We start from the raw sequence: 17,266 nt of genomic DNA, 5'->3' as shown, positions 1-17,266 counted from the left end.
GTTGCTAAAATTGATATCTCGCGCATTTTAAGAGTTTGCAGTTTTGTCCGAGCCTTTTATATTGGTGACATTAGTACCATCTTCTCCGACGCCTCGCAGGTATTCTTTGTCGAGATTGAAACTCGTCAGACGGGAAGATTGGTTGAGGGATGCTTTCAATATCGGAACGAATAATTTGATGTTGTGGCAGTTCTATTTTTGAAAACGTGATATTTTGAGTATTGTTCAAGAGTGGTGAAGATAGCTGATTATATTCCACATTGTCTTCTAAATAAGCTGTTTCAGTAGAGTGAGTATTGTTTTGTTTACTAGCTAAGAAAGGGGTAGTTTGCGGAGTATGTGCTATTTCATCTTCTAAATACGTTGTTTGCAAAGAAGCTTGAGAGTATTCTACAATTTCTTCAACTGGCGTGATGTGTGGAGAAGTGTTCAAGAACGGTACAGCGTGCTCATTATTGCCCAAAACAATCGTAGAGTCATCATGTTGCCGTTGCGCATGTTTTATTTCATGCTGGATTTCAGCATGATGTGGCTCTTGCACAGGGTGAAATTCGTTCGTGACGAGTATTGGTCGCATCATGTCATGATCTTCATGTTCTAGGACATGACAATGCCACATATATTGGCCGACATGATCTTTCCAATGCATAATAATTTTCGTAACCTTCCCTGCTTCCGCTTTTACAGTATCCTTCCAACCTTGCTCATAGTTATGCGGTTTTTCAGGGGGTCCTGTAAATTCCAGTCTACCTTCAGTTTGATATAGCTCCATATCGAAAGGGCGTCGTTCTAGTATTTTAAATTGAATTAAATGTAGATGAATAGGGTGATCAAACCTCGTGGCATTAATAAAATTCCAAATCTCAATACTATCAAGTGCAGGCTTTTCGGTAGTAGGATCATGATACATACGATTATTTAATAATAACATTGGTCGACCAAAATCGTCTGTCGTAGCAGTTAATGGTAAATGTCTCTCGATATGTGCATCGTGAGAATGTAAATCCGTTGATACTGCGAGTCTTTCTGGTATTTCACTAGTATCCTCACACTTTAGAGGAAGACACACTTTAAACTGCATAATTACCCGTGTATGTTCATCAATGAAATCTTCATCAGAATTGACTAACATTATTTCCTGACCTTCATATGATGAAAAATCGACTATAACATCTGTTCGTTCTGCCGGCAATAATTCGACAGATTGAATTTCTTGAGGCGTAGTTAAAAAGCCTCCGTCTGTTCCGATTTGTATCATAGGATCACCGTTTGAAAGGCTAATGACATAACCTCTTCTATTGGAACCATTGAGAAAACGCAATCTATATTTACGAGGTTCGACATTTAAATATGGCCAGACCTTCCCGTTTACAACGATGGTATTACCAACAAAGCCAGGTGTAATAGATGGATGAACGGAAACTGGGAATGGTGGTTCATCTGGATAGAAAAGTGAGCCGTCTTCATTAAACGATTTATCTTGTATTAAGATGGGATACTCATAGTCACCACAAGGTAGGTTAGAACGCTCCTCAAGCGAATCTCGAAGTAAATAAAAACCGGCTAATCCCGCATAGACATTTAAACGAGTTAGTGCCATTGCATGATCATGGTACCACAGAGTCGCGCCGGGTTGATGATTAGTATATTCATGTATTTCTTTATTGAATTTTGGACCTGTTTGTGCATAATCTCTTGTATACCATGCATCGGGATGTCCGTCACTCTCCCAATCTACATTTGCACCATGTAAATGTGTAACAGTTCTTACTTCCTTTGAATCGTTTGCCACATGCAGTGAAAAATCAACCGGTAAAAAGTGATTTAAGGGCAATTGATTTTTATATCTAACATAAATGCTTTTGTCTTTTGTAGCCTCAATTGTCGGTCCGGGATAAAGTCCGTTATAGCCCCATATGATTGATTTGGGGAAATCTTTATGGAAAGAATGCTCTGCTTGCATCATTTTAAGTTCATAATAATTTTTTCTCTGTTGGCCTTTATAATATTTAGGTTTAGCGGTAACCGGTTTTGGCAGCTCATCCACAAATTTTGGTATTGTCTCTGGATCTGTAGGATTAACTTCTTTAGTCAAAACATCACGTCCCTTTTCAATTCTTAAAATTGCTCATTACCTCATCATATGGGTAAAAACAATAGGCAACTAGGACAATAATGGAGATAATTGTACTTATAAAAAAATTTCTCCATTTTAATTATTTCAGCAAATATCATTTGTGCCGAAAGCGAGGGATAGGCTGAAATAGAAGAACGCTGTCTAAGAACGCCACGTCCTGTGGCAATTTATGTGTAAAAGCGAAGCGACAGCAACAGGTGTGGGCATGCGCGTTTGTATCAATTACAAAAAACTTTTATATCAATGCTTGTACAGTGCTAAATGACCGTCGTCCTACTTTGTTTTTTTATGGATTATCATAGGATTTTAGCGATAAATTTTGTTTCCTATTTGCAATTGTGAATAGGAATTTTTCCATTGAAAGGGTTTTCTTTTTTAAGGGCTACACGAAAAAGAAAAAATTACTATCCGAATCATTTGAAAACGTTATTCTATCAACGTACAATATATGAAATTAAGAAACACGACAGCACAAAATTGTTGTATAATGTTGTGGTATGAGGAAAGAAAGCAGGTTGGCAAAAATGGAAAGCAAAATGAATGTATACGCAGTTATAGACATGCAGAAGCATCAGGCAATCGTGTTAAAGAATACGCTAGATGTGAAACTTAAGGTGAATATATGAAAAACTGGTTGATTTTCATTTCTGTCTTTATAGTTTCATTGTCACTTGTCATTAGTATTTTAGTACTCTGGAAAGCCGAGGCTCCATTCCGTTCAATTGAAGAGCAGGCTGAACAGTTGGCACTCGATGCCAAAGCCCTCGCGATTGTCTCGGAGTCTTACACATATAATGGCAAACATTCGTATGTCACTGTGTTCGGGGCAGATGAATATGGTGATAAAAAAGCTGTCTTTGTTCCGACGAATCTAAAAGCAGATTCAATTAAGGAAGTACTTTTAAAAGATGGTATTACGGAAAAGCAGGCATTATCGGTTTTGAAAAAAGAAGGCAATGTACAAAAAGTCCTTAATATCAAATTAGGCTATGAGGAGCCAGGTGCTGTTTGGGAAATTACATACCTAAACGATCGCGATAAGCTCAACTATGTCTATATTATGTTTAAGGACGGCGACTGGTGGAAGCGCATTACGAATTTATAAGAGGAGTAGATCTCGTATGAAAAATTTATTAGCAAACCGTGTAAAAACTTTAACACCTTCTTCAACTTTAGCAATTACTGCGAAAGCAAAGGAATTAAAAGAGCAAGGTATTGACGTTATTGGTCTAGGTGCTGGTGAGCCTGACTTCAACACGCCACAAAATATTTTAAATGCTGCCATTGACTCGATGGAAAAAGGTTTAACAAAATATACACCTGCTGGCGGTCTTCCAGTACTTAAGAAAGCGATTATTGATAAACTTCAACGCGACAACGATCTTACATACAAGCCGAATGAAGTAATTGTAGGTGTTGGAGCAAAACATATTCTGTATACTTTATTCCAAGTGATTTTAAACGAGGGCGATGAAGTTATTATTCCAATTCCTTATTGGGTATCTTATCCTGAGCAAGTAAAATTAGCGGGCGGTGTACCTGTTTATGTTGAAGGAACACGTGAGCAAGACTATAAAATTACTGCGGATCAATTAAGAGCTGCTGTGACAGATAAAACAAAAGCAGTTATTATTAACTCTCCTAGCAACCCATCAGGTATGATTTATTCTCGTGAAGAGATTGCTGAAATTGCTGCTGTTGCAGAAGAAAAAGATATTTTAATCGTGTCAGATGAAATTTATGAGAAGCTTGTATACAATGGTATTGAGCATTTTTCAATTGCACAGCTATCTGATGCAGTGAAAGCACGTACAATCGTTGTAAATGGTGTTGCAAAATCTCACTCTATGACAGGCTGGCGTATCGGATATGCTGCAGGGGATGCGGACATTATTAAAGCAATGACCGATCTTGCATCGCACTCTACATCGAACGCAACAACAACTGCACAGTATGCAACAGTGGAAGCGTATAATGGACCACAAGACGCTGTAGAAGAAATGCGTCAAGCATTCGAATCTCGTCTTGAAAAAATTTATCCACAGTTAAGTGCAATTCCTGGCTTCAACGTTTTAAAACCGCAGGGTGCATTCTATTTATTACCAGATGTAGCAGAAGCTATGGCTCACACTGGTTATGATTCAGTAGATGCATTCGCTTCGGATATTTTAACAGAAGCAAACGTAGCAGTGATTCCAGGTTCTGGTTTTGGTGCACCAACTACAATGCGATTATCTTATGCTACATCTTTAGACTTATTAGAAGAGGCAGTCCGTCGAATTGATACATTTGTAAAATCAAAATGGCAAGACTAATCCTTTTAACATCTTTCAGCAGATCTTTTTAGTACCGAAAGCGTAGCGACAGGTACAGAAGTCGCCCACCTCTATAGGTGGTGAGATGAATGCGAATGTAAGCTATTTTTCAGAGGGGGTCCAAACGCCCGCTGAAATAGTGGAACTCAGTCTAAGAACGCCACGTCCTGTGGCAACGACTGAGTGACCAACATCTTGTTGGCCTAAAGCCTCCGGCGGATGTCATGGAATCGGAAAGGAGTTCTTAGGGGATGTTAGCCTAAAACCATCGCATCCATGCGATAACGGCTAACTGACCTGCGTCATGCAGGCCTAAGCACAAAGCCGATTCCATTATGCCAAGGCACAATTGATTGAACTTTGGAGGATTTCTATGAAAAAAATTATGATTCAAGATATGCCAAAGCATATCGGTGAAACCGTCAAGCTAGGAGCTTGGTTAGCAAACAAACGATCAAGTGGGAAAATTGCCTTCTTACAATTACGTGATGGTTCTGGCTTTGTTCAGGGCGTTGTTGTAAAAGAAGAAGTAGGCGAAGAAATTTTTGCCATTGCAAAAGGTATGTCCCAAGAAACTTCAATGTACATTACGGGCGAGGTTAAAGCAGATGAGCGTTCAAGCTTTGGCTGTGAAATTGCTGTAACTGGTATTGAAGTACTACATGCTGCAACTGATTTCCCTATTACGCCAAAAGAACATGGTCCAGAGTTTTTAATGGACAACCGCCACTTATGGCTACGTTCTCGTAAGCAACATGCGATCATGAAAATTCGTAACGAAATTATTCGTGCAACTTACGAGTTTTTCAACGACAATGGCTTTACAAAAATGGACCCACCGATTTTAACTGGGTCAGCTCCAGAAGGTACTTCTGAGCTATTCCACACAAAATATTTCGATGAGGATGCCTATCTTTCTCAATCTGGTCAGCTTTATATGGAAGCGGCTGCGATGGCATTAGGTAAAGTGTTCTCATTCGGTCCTACATTCCGTGCAGAAAAATCTAAAACACGTCGTCACTTAATCGAGTTTTGGATGATTGAACCAGAAATGGCATTTGTGGAATTTGAAGAAAACCTAGAAGTACAAGAACAGTATGTAGCGCACATTGTGCAATCAGTTCTGGCAAACTGCAAATTAGAATTAGAGCGACTAGGTCGTGATACTTCAACACTTGAAAATATCAAAGCACCATTCCCTCGTATTTCTTACGATGATGCTATTAAATTATTACATGAGCAAGGATTTGACGATATTGAATGGGGCGATGATTTCGGTGCACCACATGAAACAGCAATTGCTAATTCATTTGATAAACCTGTATTCATCACTTGTTACCCAGTAGGCATTAAGCCATTCTACATGCAACCACATCCTGACCGTGATGATGTAGTATTATGTGCAGATTTAATTGCACCAGAAGGTTATGGTGAAATAATTGGTGGTTCTGAGCGTATTCACGACTATGATTTATTGAAATCACGTCTTGAAGAACATCAATTATCTTTAGATGCTTATGCATGGTATTTAGAGCTACGTAAACAAGGTTCTGTACCACATTCAGGCTTCGGTCTTGGATTGGAACGTACGGTGGCTTGGATTTCTGGCACGGAGCATATTCGTGAAACGATTCCATTCCCACGTTTACTAAATCGCTTATATCCATAAGTAATACCTAGTTTTGTTTAAGGTTTTGCTGCACGTCAAAGCAGTTAAAATTAAAAAAAGTCGCGTAGTGATGTGTCTACGCGGCTTTTCTACTTACGATAGAAAAAGGAGTCAAGTATAATATGAGCACAAATAACGATCGACTCCGTACATGGACTGAGCAGAGAATGATCCAAATTCCTCAGCTGTTTTTTCAGTTTTATAAGGAGTTAAATATTGAGGATGATGAGGCACTTATTGTGATGCATTTACTTGCGTTCCATATGGAGGGGAATGATTTTCCTACGCCTAATGACCTGATGAATCGTCTGACAATGCCTGGCAATGACATTACTTCACGACTACAGCGATTAATGCAAAAAGGTTTCCTTGAAATAACAAGCGATGTCGATGCGAATGGCAAACTATATGAAAAATATTCGGTTTACCCACTTTGGGAGCGTATTATGCAGATGATTGAAATGAAGGAACATCAAAAATCAGCAGCATCACTTCGACAAGAAGAGGGTGAAATATTCCGATTATTTGAAGAGGAAATGGGGCGTCTTTTATCTCCTTTAGAGCTAGAAAAAATCGGATCTTGGTTAGATGAGGATAAGCACAGTCCGGCGCTTATTAAGGAGGCGCTTAAGGAGGCTGTATTTGCTGGCAAGCTAAGTATTCGTTATATAGATCGAATATTACTGGAGTGGAAAAAGAAAAATATTGTGACACCACAGGCAGCACAGAAGCAAAGCGAGCAGTTCCGGGAAAAACAAACATTTAACCGACCGCCAGTCCGAACAATGCAGCAAGAAACGCAGTCGACAAATAAAGTACCATTTTATAATTGGTTAGAAGAAAGAGAATAGGAGGCTTCCGACATGTTAACAAAAAAACAATGGGAGCATTGTCTAGCGGAAATGGATCGTATGTTTCCTGATGCACATTGTGAGTTAGTACATGACAATCCGTTTGAACTAACTATTGCCACGTTATTATCGGCACAATGTACAGATGTACTTGTAAACAAAGTAACGAAAACATTGTTTCAAAAATATAAAAAGCCGGAAGATTACTTAGCTGTATCCTTAGAAGAGCTACAACAGGACATTCGCTCCATTGGCTTGTATCGAAATAAGGCAAAGAATATTCAAGCATTATGTCAAAGGCTATTAGAGGAATACGAGGGAGAAATACCTGCAAGTCGAGAAGCACTAGTTACATTGCCTGGTGTTGGTCGTAAGACTGCTAATATCGTGTTGTCTGTTGCTTTTGAAATTCCTGCACTTGCAGTAGATACACATGTAGAGCGCGTCTCTAAGCGATTGGGGCTTTGTCGGTGGAAGGATTCAGTGCTTGAAGTCGAAGAAACAATTATGAAAAAAACACCGATGGACAAATGGTCGAAAACACATCACCAGCTAATTTTCTTCGGTCGTTATCATTGTAAAGCTCAAAACCCTAACTGTCACACTTGCCCTTTACTTGATGATTGTAGAGAAGGGCAAAAACGTTTAAAGAAAGGGTTGGTGAAGGAAGCGTGAATGTAGAGGCACTCGAAAAAGAGAAAGTAGATGCTTGGTTTGCAGAGTGGGCAGAACTAGAAGGCAAAATTCATGCAGCTCATGATACAAGGAATGGTGAGGCACAAGGATTGATGGAAATGGCTATTTTATTGTTTGAGCGCTTAGTGCAAGATGCAGGGGATGAAGTGTTGCCTATTAATGGTGTCGAACGCTTAACCTTTATAAAAGCAAAGCCTGGCCAATATGCCTGTTATCGTCAGCTCGATGAATTATTTAAGGAAACAAAAAAGCGAGCAGCACGGCTACGCTTGCAGGCTGCAAAAAAATAATACAGACAGATAGATCTAAAAAGATATAAAAAAAGGCTGGTACATAACTAGTCAAAACTTTAAAAGCGCGAGAAATCATTTTTAAAATGTTGATTTCTTGCGCTTTTCTGTGGTCAAAGTGTTGAGCCAGTTCCACAGTTTGTTGCTACGCTTTTTTTCGCGCAAAAATAGCATCTTTTGAAGTTTCAATTTATCACTATAAATTTGATTGCCAAAGAAACATTTTTATATCATGTGGTTGATTGGTGGGGGAGCGACCGACGAAGCGACATACTTTTTTTGACATTTTGACTTAAAGACATATAGTTTTTCAACAACAAAAAAGCAGAGTAGCGTTATGCTACTCTGCTTTATTTTATTCAGTACTACCGGTACCATCATCCGGTGCGGTTGGTTCAGTTGGCGTTGTTGGTGGCTTGCTACCATTATTGTTGCCGTTGTTACCTGGGGGGGTACCGTTATTTCCTGTATTGCCGCTGTTACCGTTCCCACCGGCGTTACCATTGCCATTACCATTGTTGTTGTTATTGCCATTGTTACCATTTCCGTTACCATTGTGGTTACCGTTGTCCCCGTTGTTACCATTTTCATCAGGTGCTGTTGGCTCCTCAACATCAGGTTTATCCGGAGTATCTGGCTCTTTATCTTTATCCTCTTCATCAGTCGTACCTGCTATTTGGAAGGTAGCTGTACCTGGTTTACTGCGTGTATCCTCAACAACTGCTACGACAGAAATCGTGTAATTGCCATCTTCTAGTTCTTTGCTGCTAATTGTTAAGTCTTTGCTTTCCGTTGTACCAAGAGAAATAGTTTTTCCGCCTTCTCGTTTAGCAGATACCTCGAAGGTAGTTGGTAGCGGTTCATTTGTTTCCGGATTAAGCATTGCATCATGCTCCCAAGAAATATTGATTGATTGACCTTCTATATCAAGGTTTGCACTTACATTGTAAGGTGAAGCAAGTTCCGGCATTGCGTATTCATCTGAAACATCCTTAGGCTCTGTACCACGGACAAATAGCTCTGTTCGACGTTTCTCACTTGGAGTAAAGTTACTTGCTAATTTAAGTGGCTTTGTGCCTACTTCAATTGTAGCTTCCACAACTGAGCTTGGTTTTTTGAAACGTGGTGTTTCAACGTTCGCCGAAATCTCTTTCATAATTTGTTTAAATAAATGTTGTGGTAAACGACGTTCATCCCAAGTTGTAATAGGATCAAAGTGTTTTTCATAACCACTCCAAATAGCGATTGAATAGTTTGATGTGTAACCAGCAAACCATGAATCAGGCACACTTGTAGCCGGTAAATTATGCTTGTTAAAATCAGCGCGTGAATAGTTTGTTGTACCTGTTTTACCTGCGATATCTAATCCAGGTACATTGGCTGCAGTACCTGACGCATCAGGTTTATTACCGACAACATCACGTAACATATCTGTCACCATATAAGCTGTATAATCGCTCATTGCTACATTAGTCTCTGGTTTGTAGTCTTTTGTTGTTTTACCGTCACGGTAAACGATTTTTATAATTGAATGAGGATCAGTGTAAACACCATTATTCCCAAATGCTGCAAAGGAAGCAGCCATTTGCGTAGGAGACATCGTAATATCCCCACCACCGATCGCATCAGATTCGTAAACATTTTTAGCATCAATACCTAAACGGCCAATAAATTCTTTAGCTTTATCAATACCAACTTCTTGTAATGCTTTCACAGCTGGAACGTTACGTGAAGCATATAAAGCTTTACGTGCTGTTATTGCTCCCATATACTTATTATCCCAGTTTGTGATAGTTTGATCGGAACCTGAGTATTTCATAGGTTCATCCACAAGTGTTTGACCTGTTGACCATTTTAAATTTTCAATTGCTGGACCATAATCTAGTAATGGTTTCATAGTTGAGCCTGGTTGATGATGCATGTCATATGCATAGTTCCAACCGCGTTCAGCCCCGTAATTGCGTCCGCCACCGATTGCTTGAATTTGTCCACTTTTCGTATCAATGACAGACACACCCGATTGGATTTCTTTTGATGGGAAGTTACTGTCATCATTCATAATATTTTCAACAATTTGCTGAGCATTCGGATCAAGAGTTGTGTAAACTTTAATACCTTCTGCCATTGCACTACCATCACCGTTATCCTCTAGTTCATTAATAACAACATCAAGGAAGGCATCATATTTAGAGCCAGAGAATTTTTGACGTGTCGCATCGTCAGCTAGGCCAGCTTGTACGTTTACTTTCTTAGCTTCCTCCATTTGAGCTTTTGTAATTTTACCATGTTGATACATTAATCCTAGAACTGTATTACGACGTTTTTCTGCAAGTTCAGGATTTTTCAATGGATTGTAAGCATTTGGACGTTGTACTAAACCTGCAAGTAATGCCTCTTCATCTAAAGTTAAATCTTTTAGCTCTTTTCCATAGAAATATTGGGCTGCTGTACCGAAGCCATAAACACGACCTGACATCAGCATTTTGTTAAAGTACATTTCAAAAATTTCTTCTTTTGTATATTTACGTTCTAATTGGAAGGAAAGCCAAGCTTCCTGTGCCTTACGTTTTAATTTTTTCTCATTTTGTAAAAATGAGTTTTTAACAACTTGCTGTGTTAATGTTGAAGCCCCTTGTGCCCCGAAGCCATCACGGAAGTTAGCGAGTATTGCACCACCCAGGCGATAAAAATCCATACCACCGTGCTCGAAAAAGCGTACATCTTCCGTTGCAAGGATCGCATTAATCATATCCTCTGGTATATCTTCATATTTTACATATTTACGATTTTCTGCACCAATTGTTGCAAATAAATCACCGTTTTTATCATAGAATTCTGAGGAAACTGGGTCCTTCAGTAAGTTTTCATCTAGTTCAGGTGCGCTACTTGCATAATAGGCGAATAACCCAGCACCTCCAATAAAACATGCAGCTATAACAGCTACTATTGTTAACGTAATGCGCTTGAACCATTTTTTCTTCGATGGTTTCGGAGCGCTTTTTTTATTTTTTTGAGCGAGAGCCTTTTGATGCTCACCGCGTGTTGGACGACGTTCAGTCATTCTACTATCTCCTCACTTTCAGAACCATGGCTTTTTGCTTCAATTAGCTTTTGAACAATCGGTAAATAATCGATCCGTGGATAATAGCTTGTAGGAATTTCAAAAGCTTCCTTTTCTATAGTAGTAAAGGGAATCGATTTACGTTCACCGTTTTCCATCGCTAGCCAGGCCTTTTGTAAAACATCGTATGGCACGATAAAATATCGTTCAAAAGCTGAGAAACGAACGATAATAAAAGCCACACCATTTTGTTCCGTCACTTGCTGCATATGTGTCATTTGATGTACGTGAATATTCTTTAGGGGAAAGCTGGTCTTTGAAGCAGTTTCCTTTGCATCAAAATCAATATAATGACTATTCCAAACACCATTGTAATCTGTTGTTGACGGCGTTCGGAAATAAGCCTCACGAATAACTGCAGCACTTCGTGATGGGTACTCTACTTTGACGATTTGCACGGGAACAGGTTTCTTATGAATGATAGCAAGTCGTCTTTTTACATAATAATCATTTGCTTCATTAATTTCATCTTCTAGTGTTTTCCCTCGATTACTAAAAGAAAAATCCTTGTCCTTTCCCTTTTTTGCTGTTTTTTGAACAGTTGGATTAGGGGAATATAATTTCCCATTCGGATAACGAATTGTCACTTAGTTCACCCTCTATAATACTGCTATTATACAATAGTTTACCATGATTAAGTAGCAGTTCTCCACTTCCAATAATAGTATGATTGATGCTAGATTAGCGGTGGTTTAAATTACCATTAAATAACCGATCTTTGGGCAATTTTCGCCTCTTAAAGTCGAAAAATATCATGTAATATAACTCGAGAATCGTCAAAATAACTGATGAAATTTCCAAACGAATTTATAGAAAAAACTGGTCTCTACGTTAGTTTCTCTACTTAATAGACGATTTTGAAGACTACGAAAATAGACTAGTACACTTAAATTTTATCGAAATACTTCTTCTTTCAGCTAACTTACGCTTATTTTGTCACGCATGAAGGGTATTTTATACATGCGAGGAATACATAAATTAAAGCAAAGGAGGCGTTATTTTGAACAAGTTAAAACAATTAGTTGCGCAGTTGGATCTGGTCAATCAATTACTGTTAACGAGAGTGTCTTTGGAAAACAACGCACAGAGCATGAATTTTTTTATGCAGCTTAAATCTGTTAGCCAGAAAGTAAGCTTAGCAGAAAAGAACTGGCAAGTAAAGAATGCTTGTTCGCCTATTAGTAGTGAAAAATGATAGACTTTGGTACACTTATCTCATATGCAATATAAATAACCCAATATGAGTATTTTTCATACATTATCTACCACAATGAGTGATGTACCTTAAATAGTACTCATCACCAAAAGCAAGGGATGTTGTTTTCTTGAAAGATATGCCATTTATATGGGCAGATTGATGTGATGACTAGGCTTTAGTCACTGGTAAGACCTCGAGAATGCGCTAGTAGTGGACAAGACTAAAAACATTATATGTCCTGTGATAGCTCTTTTAAGACCAACATTGTGCGCTGTCGTTGCTCTTCCCACAGTCGAACGAAAATCAATCCCAAGTTTATGGTGATGAGCCATAAATAGAGCTTTTATTCATCATTGGGAGTAATATAACTCATATAATATAAATAATTTTGTAGACTAAGGTAGAACGAAATTTAGAATAATAGGTTCGCTTGCGCTCATGTAAATGCAGGTGAATCTTTATTGTAAGGATGGATTCAACCTAAATACGATAAAATTCTAAGGTTCATCACCAAAAGTTGTGTTGAAACATGTGACATGTAATGCGTTAGAGGTTATCAAACGAACCTCGGTTGTTGCTGTCGCTACGCTTCCGCACAGAAGAACCTTGATTGTTCCATTCGGACGCCCTAGGAAAGTGCTTAGCCGAAACGGATACAACCCAACTTTATGATGATGAGCCTTCATTAATGAGATGAGGTGCGAAATTGTTGTTACTGCAGCAAACTTCCAAATTAGTAGATGAATGTGAAAAATGTGTTTCACGCTTTTGGCAAATGCGTGAGGAGAATCGTTCTCCTGACTTTTTTGTGGAGGTTAAGCCACACGCTGATGTCATTCACCAGCTTTTAAAGGAATGGCAGCAAGAGGCGAATAAGTGGATTCAAAAAAATCAGCCAAAATATATGCATACACAACAAATTGCTTCAGCGGTGGAATCGATGGAGCAATTTGTTGTGCAATCCTTTTATAAAGAAACGAGTAAAAAGCGTTTTTTAGATGCGATTCATTCAACGTCTTATACATTAAAAATTTTTGAAAGGTTAGTGAAGGAGATCGAAACAGATGTTATCGAAAAAAAGGACCATTAGTGAACTGTTAAACGAGTGGAGGTATGATGAGGAGTTAAAGGAACGCATTATACATTGGCAAACGCTTGAAGGGCGTGAAGCTAAATATGCACCTTTACCAGAGAATTTACATCCTTCACTTGTAAAGGCTCTTCGCACAAGAGGGATAGAACAACTGTATACCCATCAACGTCAGGCGTTTGATTATGCGATGGAGGGTGTTTCTTTTACTGCCGTTACACCAACAGCTTCTGGCAAATCATATTGCTACCATTTACCGGTACTACAAAAAATATTAAATGATAAAAATTCACGCGCGATTTATTTATTTCCGACGAAAGCTTTGGCGCAGGATCAAAAAAATGATTTAAATGAATTAATCGAACAAAGCGGTGAGGAAATTTTAAGTTATACGTATGATGGGGATACCGCGCCTGGCATTCGCCAAAAGGTTCGTAAGGCAGGGCATATTGTAATGACAAATCCTGATATGCTTCATTCAGGGATTTTGCCACATCATACGAAATGGGTTTCACTATTTGAAAATTTGCAGTATATCGTCATTGATGAGTTGCATACATATAAAGGTGTGTTTGGCTCGCATGTTGCGCACGTTATTCGAAGATTAAAACGTATTTGTGAGTTTTATGGCAGTAAGCCGATTTTCATTTGTACATCAGCAACGATCAAAAATCCAAAAGAGTTAGCGGAAGCTTTAACGAATGAAAGCCATGCCTTAATTAGCGATTCTGGAGCGCCAGTTGGGAAAAAGACATTTCTTTTTTATAATCCACCAATTGTCCATAAAACATTTGGCGTGCGTCGAAGTGCTGTTTTGGAAGTAAGTGACCTCGCGAAAAGATTATATACAGCCGGAATTCAAACGATTATTTTTGCCAAAAGTCGTGTGCGAGTAGAAATGATTGTGACGTATTTAAAGGAGCTTACACGTAATAAGCTTTTAGATGAATCGGTGAGAGGTTATCGAGGTGGTTATTTACCCTCTGAGCGACGTGTTATTGAACGAGGGCTTCGCGATGGTACTATTCAAACGGTGGTTAGTACAAATGCACTGGAATTAGGCGTTGATATTGGCCAATTACAAGCATGTATCATGACAGGATACCCGGGAAATATCGCTAGTGCTTGGCAGCAAGCTGGTCGTGCTGGTCGTCGTCAGGACGAGGCGCTAATCATTTATGTAGCGCAATCGGCAGCACTTGACCAGTACGTAGTGAACCATCCACTTTTTTTACTTGGCAGTGCACCAGAGGAAGCGCGTATTTATCCTGAAAATATGTTGATTTTAATGGATCATTTGAAATGTGCAGCGTTTGAGCTACCATTTTCCGTACATGATATGTATGGTGAATATGAGATTCAGGAGCTACTGGCCTATTTAGCGGAGGAAGGCGTTGTTTTTAAAACGAGTGAGAAGTGGCATTGGATGAGTGACCGTTTCCCGGCACATGACATTAGTCTTCGTTCTGCTTCACAAGAAAATGTAGTGATAATTGATATGACTGTTCCTGCACAAACAAAGGTTATCGGTGAAATGGATCGTCATAGTGCGATGACATTACTTCATGAAGAAGCGATCTATTTGCATCAGGGCATTCAATTTCAAGTAGAAAAACTTGATTGGGAAGAAAAGAAAGCCTTTGTACGTGAAGTAGATGTCGATTACTATACTGATGCAAATTTAGCAGTAGAGATGAAGGTGCTAGAAGAAGATCGGAGCCGAAATTATCAGGGTGGAGTTATTGGCTTCGGTGATGTTGGGTTAGTCGCACAGGCAACGATCTTTAAAAAAATACGCTTCGGTACACACGATAATATCGGCTCTGGTCCTATTCATTTACCACCAGACGAAATGCATACAAGCTCATCGTGGCTATCATTCTCTGCGCTAGAAAAATGGTCGGAGGCGGAACTTACGGATGCCATGACTGGAGCTGCCTATGCGATGAATGCGTTCATACCTTTGTTTATTCAGTGTGATAGTAGTGATGTAGCAGTTGTCCCACAAGTAAAGGCAACTCATAATGAGCAACCGACGTTTTTTGTTTATGACAAGTATCCTGGTGGTATTGGTCTGAGTGAAAAAGTTTATGAACTATGGGAAGAGCTATTATCGAGAACTCAGCACCATGTAGTAAGCTGTGCTTGTGAATCAGGTTGTCCATCGTGTATAGGAGCTCAAGATAGCTTGCAGCAGGGGAAGAAGAAAGTAATAGAGCTGCTTCAAGTTTTAAATTAAAGTACAAAGAGGGCTTGATAGGAAAAAGTCTAATACTATTCCTAAGTCCTCTTCTTTCATTCGTGTATAAATCAATTCACGGGAAAAATCTACTCTTAGCGAAATAGATTTCAATTATTATATGATTAACTTTATCCACAAAATTCACCTGTACTCTACGACGAAATCAAAACGACAAGAATACTCGTCTAGCCCTTCTAAAAATCACGTCCTTTTTGTGCAATAGCTCAAAGTTGCACTATGATTACTATAAGATATACTTGTGGTAAAAACTCAAAATAGTTTATAGCAAGCAAAGAAAAACGTACACAAATTTTACATGCAGAAAATGAGTGAAGGAAATGTCTTACGAAAATAAAATTTTACAAATGAAAAAAATGCTCGGTAAAAAAACGACAACAACTATAAAAAAAGAGGAAAAACCTGTTTTTCAAAAGCCTATTGCTCCAAGCTATACAGAGCGGTGGGAAAAAGCGGGCTTAACGGTTGTAGAAAATGATTTCGGTCTTGTTTTTAAACGACAAGTGCGTTATCCATTTAGTTATCAGCATGGTCATTATAAATTGCAGTCATTTTTTGATGCATTAGGAAAATGGCAAAAGGCAAAGTTCGAACATCCATATGCGTTAGCAATGAATGAAAAAGTCTTGTTTTTTGATACGGAAACGACTGGCTTAAAGGGTGTAGGTACACAAATTTTTCTTCTGGGCTTTTTAGAAGTGTCAAAAGAAGATGAAAGCTTTATTTTAACGCAATTTATTCTAGCCGATCCTGCTCATGAGGCCGCGTTACTTTTTGAATCGAAGCTTTGGCAAAAAACAGCAACGGTGATTACCTACAATGGAAAAAGCTTTGACTGGCCGCAACTTGAAACCCGTTGGACACTCCATCAAAAAGAATTACCTAAATTGCGTACACAGCGGCAAATTGATTTGTTGCATAGTTCAAAGCGTTTATGGAAAAATGATATGGAACGAATGAAATTAAAATCTGTGGAAGAAGAGAAGCTTGGCTTTTCCCGTATTGGAGATATACCTGGATATCTAGCACCAATCATTTATTTAGATGCCATTAAAAGCGGTGTACCAGATGCACTTATGAAAGTCCTTCTTCACAATGAATGGGATTTACTTTCACTGATTACGCTTTATGTCCATTCTACAAATTTGCTATTTGAGGAGGCAAGCGAAGAATCGGCAAAAACGTTTACAAATATCGGGAAATGGTATGCTGATTTAAAAGAGGGTCCACAGAGCGTAAAAGTTTTGGAAAAGGTAACGACCCAATTTGATGCACTTGAAGCAGGAAATGCACAATATTATTTAGCAATCCAGCATAAAAGAAATAAAAAGTTTAGTGAAGCAATCGATGCATTTGTGGCTGCTCTTCATTTCGTTGATTCACGAAAAAAGTTGCATGTATTAGAACAGCTCGCTATGATATATGAACATCAAATGAAAGATTATAACCAGGCCATTTATTATACGCAAGAGGGCATAAAATTAATTAAAAAGAATGAGCAATGGAGAGTAGAACAAAAGGAGAAATGGGAAATTTCTTGGGAAAAGAGGTTACTCAGATTAGGAAATAAGAAATAATTTCCCGGGTAAGCGCAAGAAACGACAAGTTTAGCCTTACATTTGATGTTTTCAAACGATAT

At 38.7% G+C, this 17,266-nt stretch carries 13 protein-coding genes; 10 read left to right on the top strand and 3 right to left on the bottom strand.

What is annotated here, in order from left to right:
- Positions 1-70 precede the first annotated feature (70 nt).
- Positions 71-2,095, bottom strand: coding sequence for a multicopper oxidase family protein (locus PVA17_RS03830; protein ID WP_274066938.1), 2,025 nt, complete (start codon positions 2,093-2,095; stop codon positions 71-73).
- 664 nt (positions 2,096-2,759) lie between these two features.
- On the opposite strand from PVA17_RS03830, the gene PVA17_RS03825 reads away from it, so the two are divergent.
- The 6 genes from PVA17_RS03825 (at position 2,760) to PVA17_RS03800 (ending at position 7,958) form a co-directional block, all read left to right on the top strand.
- Positions 2,760-3,242 (top strand): cell wall elongation regulator TseB-like domain-containing protein, encoded by a 483-nt coding sequence (locus PVA17_RS03825; RefSeq protein WP_248718511.1) that lies wholly within the window; start codon positions 2,760-2,762, stop codon positions 3,240-3,242.
- A gap of 16 nt (positions 3,243-3,258) precedes the next feature.
- Positions 3,259-4,452, top strand: coding sequence for a pyridoxal phosphate-dependent aminotransferase (locus tag PVA17_RS03820; RefSeq protein WP_274066937.1), 1,194 nt, complete (start codon positions 3,259-3,261; stop codon positions 4,450-4,452).
- Between the two features lie 373 nt (positions 4,453-4,825).
- A complete protein-coding gene (gene asnS / locus PVA17_RS03815) occupies positions 4,826-6,121 on the top strand; it encodes an asparagine--tRNA ligase (protein WP_132359094.1) in 1,296 nt (431 codons plus the stop codon).
- Positions 6,122-6,243: 122 nt separating this feature from the next.
- The gene (locus PVA17_RS03810) at positions 6,244-6,972 is read left to right on the top strand and encodes a DnaD domain-containing protein (RefSeq protein ID WP_274066936.1); all 729 of its coding nucleotides are present in this window, start codon (positions 6,244-6,246) and stop codon (positions 6,970-6,972) included.
- Positions 6,973-6,984: 12 nt separating this feature from the next.
- Entirely contained in the window at positions 6,985-7,647 is a 663-nt protein-coding gene (gene nth / locus PVA17_RS03805) for an endonuclease III (RefSeq protein ID WP_274066935.1), read from the top strand.
- Positions 7,644-7,958: a YpoC family protein gene (locus PVA17_RS03800; RefSeq protein WP_132359090.1), complete on the top strand. Its 315-nt coding sequence runs from the start codon at positions 7,644-7,646 to the stop codon at positions 7,956-7,958. The genes nth and PVA17_RS03800 overlap by 4 nt, the downstream gene beginning before the upstream one ends.
- Positions 7,959-8,313: 355 nt before the next feature.
- Here the strand turns inward: PVA17_RS03800 and PVA17_RS03795 are convergent, their stop codons facing one another.
- Together PVA17_RS03795 and recU are read right to left on the bottom strand one after the other, a co-directional pair.
- Positions 8,314-11,019: a transglycosylase domain-containing protein gene (locus PVA17_RS03795; RefSeq protein ID WP_274066934.1), complete on the bottom strand. Its 2,706-nt coding sequence runs from the start codon at positions 11,017-11,019 to the stop codon at positions 8,314-8,316.
- Positions 11,016-11,666 carry a Holliday junction resolvase RecU gene (gene recU, locus PVA17_RS03790; protein ID WP_132359086.1) on the bottom strand — a complete coding sequence of 217 codons (651 nt, stop codon included), beginning with the start codon at positions 11,664-11,666 and terminating at the stop codon, positions 11,016-11,018. The genes PVA17_RS03795 and recU overlap by 4 nt, the downstream gene beginning before the upstream one ends.
- Before the next feature lie 413 nt (positions 11,667-12,079).
- Between recU and PVA17_RS03785 the strand changes: the two genes are divergently transcribed.
- The 4 genes from PVA17_RS03785 (at position 12,080) to PVA17_RS03770 (ending at position 17,204) form a co-directional block, all read left to right on the top strand.
- Entirely contained in the window at positions 12,080-12,274 is a 195-nt protein-coding gene (locus PVA17_RS03785) for a hypothetical protein (protein ID WP_053482465.1), read from the top strand.
- Positions 12,275-12,983: 709 nt separating this feature from the next.
- Positions 12,984-13,367, top strand: a complete 384-nt coding sequence (locus PVA17_RS03780) for a YppE family protein (RefSeq protein ID WP_274066933.1) — start codon at positions 12,984-12,986, stop codon at positions 13,365-13,367.
- On the top strand, positions 13,342-15,606 hold the full coding sequence (locus tag PVA17_RS03775) for a DEAD/DEAH box helicase (RefSeq protein ID WP_274066932.1): 2,265 nt from the start codon (positions 13,342-13,344) through the stop codon (positions 15,604-15,606). The genes PVA17_RS03780 and PVA17_RS03775 overlap by 26 nt, the downstream gene beginning before the upstream one ends.
- A gap of 341 nt (positions 15,607-15,947) precedes the next feature.
- On the top strand, positions 15,948-17,204 hold the full coding sequence (locus PVA17_RS03770; protein WP_274066931.1) for a ribonuclease H-like domain-containing protein: 1,257 nt from the start codon (positions 15,948-15,950) through the stop codon (positions 17,202-17,204).
- Positions 17,205-17,266 lie beyond the last annotated feature (62 nt).

Origin of the sequence: Lysinibacillus sp. CNPSo 3705 (assembly GCF_028674935.1) — a bacterium.
Lineage (GTDB): Bacteria > Bacillota > Bacilli > Bacillales_A > Planococcaceae > Lysinibacillus.
Note: the sequence above shows the minus strand (reverse complement) of the source record. Positions and strands in the feature narration are given on the sequence as shown.

What these genes read in the sequence shown, in the direction of transcription:
- PVA17_RS03825 (WP_248718511.1), top strand. Translation starts at nt 2,760, where the DNA reads ATGAAAAACTGGTTGATTTTCATTTCTGTCTTTATAGTTTCATTGTCA.
- PVA17_RS03820 (WP_274066937.1), top strand. Translation starts at nt 3,259, where the DNA reads ATGAAAAATTTATTAGCAAACCGTGTAAAAACTTTAACACCTTCTTCA.
- asnS (WP_132359094.1), top strand. Translation starts at nt 4,826, where the DNA reads ATGAAAAAAATTATGATTCAAGATATGCCAAAGCATATCGGTGAAACC.
- PVA17_RS03810 (WP_274066936.1), top strand. Translation starts at nt 6,244, where the DNA reads ATGAGCACAAATAACGATCGACTCCGTACATGGACTGAGCAGAGAATG.
- nth (WP_274066935.1), top strand. Translation starts at nt 6,985, where the DNA reads ATGTTAACAAAAAAACAATGGGAGCATTGTCTAGCGGAAATGGATCGT.
- PVA17_RS03795 (WP_274066934.1), bottom strand. Translation starts at nt 11,019, where the DNA reads ATGACTGAACGTCGTCCAACACGCGGTGAGCATCAAAAGGCTCTCGCT.
- PVA17_RS03775 (WP_274066932.1), top strand. Translation starts at nt 13,342, where the DNA reads ATGTTATCGAAAAAAAGGACCATTAGTGAACTGTTAAACGAGTGGAGG.
- PVA17_RS03770 (WP_274066931.1), top strand. Translation starts at nt 15,948, where the DNA reads ATGTCTTACGAAAATAAAATTTTACAAATGAAAAAAATGCTCGGTAAA.